This is a genomic window from Terriglobales bacterium, assembly GCA_035543055.1.
Lineage (GTDB): Bacteria > Acidobacteriota > Terriglobia > Terriglobales > Acidobacteriaceae > JAIQFD01.
Genome location: DATKKJ010000103.1, coordinates 1 through 3,750, shown reverse-complemented (window position 1 = coordinate 3,750; position 3,750 = coordinate 1). Strand labels below are relative to the sequence as shown.

Sequence of the window (3,750 nt, the reverse complement as noted above, 5' to 3'; positions counted from 1 at the left end):
TCGGCTTCCATCAACATGCGGACAGACCCCACGCGGAGTGCGAAGTCATTTTAGCAGACAGGTGAAGGGCGGACAGGCGGGTGAATGCCCGGGGGACCGGGCGGACTCAGCCTTCGGCTTCGTCGTCCTCGCCCAGCATGGCGAGAGTCCAGCCGGCGAGCGGGATCCAGAGGGCCAGCAGCACGCTCCATGCGTTCAGGTTCGATACGGTCGAGATATCCATCATGCCTCACCTAAAAAGAAGGCCAGTCGCTGCAAAGGGTAAGAATCAACTTGAGAGCCGTTGGATGCCTGACCCGCTGCCTTCAATCCTACGCCCGGCTATCCCGGCCACAAGGTAACCCCGGTAACCACCGGTAACAGCTGTCAGAACAAACAGGCCCACCCTTACGGATGGGCCTGGTGGCCGTCGGGTTGCAAATTGTTTAGTCGCCGCTCAGGTGCGCCATCTCGCCGCTTTCCACCGGCGGCGGAGCGATGTTCACTAAAGCGTCAACAGCGGGCCGCTCCACGTCCTTGTACTTGGCGGCGACCGCGAGCTCGGCCCGCAACTGCTCCTCGAACCTCTTGAGCTGCTCTTCGATGGACAGGTGCTTCTGCTTGTTGCGCACCATGTCCTCGCGGTAACGCTTCAGGAAGTAGCCGATGGTCTCCACCCGGATCTTGATGGAACCGGTCGGTTTGTTCTCGTCGATGTCCTTGAAGCAGAAGTAGGGCGTGCCCGAGTGCTCGACGATCTCCTCGATCACGGTGTAGATGGGAGCGTCGTGGCCGCACTTGAAGCTCGAGAGCTCCAGGGCGACCAGGTTGGGATGCCGCGCCACGTACTTCGCCGCCCAGACCTTGCGCGTGGTGTTCTCGGAGTACGAGTTCTTCCAGGCGTCGGAGACGTCGAGCGGGTGCTGGATGACGCCCGCCTTCACCTCGTCGCCGAACAGCCGCCAGACGATCTCGTCGTCGATGGGCAGCGAATCCTGCGAAAACACCGGGTAGCCCAGCTTCTGGAACTCCTCCAGGATCTCGTGGTTGATGCCGGGGTCATTGTGGTACGGGCGTCCCAGCAGCACGATGCCCAGCTTGTCCTCGGCCTCCAGGCGCTTCAGCACCTCGCGGGCCTGGGCGCGCATGACGTCGTTATCGAACTTCTTCATCGCCGCCAGGCCTTCCAGGCAGGCGCGGTAGTTCTCGTCTTCGCTCAGTCCGAGGATGTCCTTCCAGTCGTCGTACATCTGGCGATGCAGGACTTTCTCGTTGTCCAAGCAAGTCAGCGTGTCCTTCCAGATCACGCCCTTCTCGGCGAACAGGTTCCCTTCCTTGGTGAAGGCAGCCTTGACCGAGGCCGGCGTGGCCGTGACCGTGGGGCAGGCGCGGCTGGACTGGGTGTTCACCAGGAACGTGGGCAGCGCGTCGATCATGGGGAAGAAGATGATGTCGAGCTGCTTCTTGGGGTGCACCGCATACAGCAGGTTGTGCACGTGCGGGATGCCGACCTTGGACGGGAAGCAGGGGTCGATGGCGCCGCGCTTGGCGCCTTCCTTGTAGAGCTGCTCGTTGGTGTACTCCGACCAGTGCAGGTTCTCCGACTTCAGTCCCAGCGACTCGAAGTACGCGGTGAAGAACGGCCCGCAGCTGTACATGTTGAGGGCGCGCGGCATGCCGATCTTCAGCTCGGCGCGCTTCCTCATGAGTTCGGCGCGCTTCTTCTGCGCCGCCGTGATCTGCAGCTTGGGCAGCGGGTCGGCCACGCTCGGTGGCTCATAGCTCTTGAACGCCGCCTTGGCCGCGATCTCCACCAGGTTCGGGTTCTCCTTCTTGATGGCGTCGATGTTGCCCTTGATGACGCGCATCTCCTCGACGTTCTCCACCGTGCCCTTTTCGCAGGTGGCGATGATCAGGCGTTGCGCGCCTTCGGCCAGCGGTACCTTGGTCTTGGCCGGGCCCTTGTAATTGGGGTTCGGCACCGCCGTGCGCACGTCGATAAAGGTGCGCAGGCACTTGTTCTTGCAGAAGTAGCAGCGCGTGTCTTCGTTGCGGGTGGTGGTGAAGGTGATGGACGCGACATTGTCCAGGCCGACGAATTCCGTCGTCTTGCCGTTCTCCCACAGGCGCACCGCCTCGAAGGCGCAGCCGATGGCGCCGGCTTCGCCGCAGTGCTGGTGGACGATGACCTCGGGCTGTACGTCTTTGCCCTTGAAGCGCGACTCGATGAAGTCCACCTGCGATTTCACCGCCGCCAGGTTGTGCTGCGTGCCGCCCTGGAGCACGAATTTTCTGCCGATCGCCGACAGGTTGGGGATCTGCGACACGTACAGCCAGATGTTCTTGGGCAGCACGTTGCACAGCCCGGCCATGATCTCTTCCGGCTTCCAGCCCTGCCGCTGGAAGTCCACGATGTCGGACTGCATGAACACCGCGCAGCCGTAGCCGAACTGCGGGAAGCCCTTCGCGTTGAACGCGATGTCGGCAAACTCCTCGACCTTGAAGCCGAAGCCCTCGCAGGTGCCCTGCAGGAAGTACCCGTTGCCCGCCGAGCACTGGGTGTTGAGCTTGAAGTCCTTCACCCGGCCGTCCTTCAGGATGATGATCTTGATGTCCTGTCCGCCTACGTCGCAGATCACATCTGCGTCGGGATAGAAGTGGAGCGCCGCCTGGGTGTGGGCCACGGTCTCCACCAGCGCCACGTCGGCGCCGATGGCATCCTTCAGGATGTCCTTGGCGTAGCCGGTAGTGCCCACCCCCATGACCTTCAGGGTCGCGCCCTGGTCGCTGACCTGCTTGGTGACCTTGGCCACCACCTCCTGCGTGTCCTCGATGGGGTTGCCGCGCGAGAGCTGATAGGTCTTGCAGAGGATGTTGCGGTCCTTGTCCACCAGCACGGCCTTGGTGGAAGTGGAGCCGCCGTCGATGCCGAGGAAGCCTTCGACGACCTGTCCCGGCTGGAACGTTGTGGGCGTGAACTTCTTCTTGGTGTACTTCTGCTTGAAGGCGGCGAGTTCGTCGGGATCTTTCGCCAGCGCCTGGGCGGTTCCCTTCTTCGCCTTCTCCAGATTCCGGCCTTCGGTGATGTACCACTCCAGCTTGGCATAGCCCTGGTACAGGCCGATGCCCGGGTCTTCCGCCTTGCCGAACTCCACCGCGCCGATGCACGCGAAGTACTGCGCGTTGTCGGGAGTCTTGATCAGGGACTTGGGATCGACGCCTTCGGGCAGCGGGTAATTGCGCTCTTCCCAGATCTTGGGGATGTTGTGCTTCCAGCAATCGCGCATTCCCTTGATGTAGCAATTGGGGCCGCCCAGCAGGAGCACGGTCGGGCGCAGAGTGTTGCCCCGCGTCAGCACCGACAGGTTCTGCTGGATGATGGACTCGAAGAGCGACGCCATCAGCTCGTCAGGCGGAACGCCCTGTTTCTGCAGGCCGTTGATGTCGGTCTCGGCGAAGACCCCGCACTTGCCCGCCACCGGGTGCAGCTTCAGGCCTTCGTAGCCCATCTGGCAGAGCTGCTCGGAGGGGATACGCAGCTTGGCGTTGATCTTGTCGATGACCGCGCCGGTGCCGCCCGCGCACTTGTCGTTCATCGAGGGCAGCTTCTTCTTCTTGCCGGTCTCGGGATCTTCCTTGAAGATGATGATCTTCGCGTCCTGGCCGCCGAGCTCGATCACCGAGCCGCATTCCGGGTACAGCTTCTCCACCGCCAGCGAGACCGCGTTCACCTCCTGCACGAACTTCGCCCCGATGTGCTTGGAGATGCCC

The 3,750-nt window shown here is 62.5% G+C and carries 1 protein-coding gene; it reads right to left on the bottom strand.

The annotated features are described in order from the left end of the window. Window positions 1-425 precede the first annotated feature (425 nt). Window positions 426-3,750: BadF/BadG/BcrA/BcrD ATPase family protein (locus VMS96_07765; protein HVP43314.1), on the bottom strand; the 3,325-nt coding region annotated here is incomplete at its 5' end.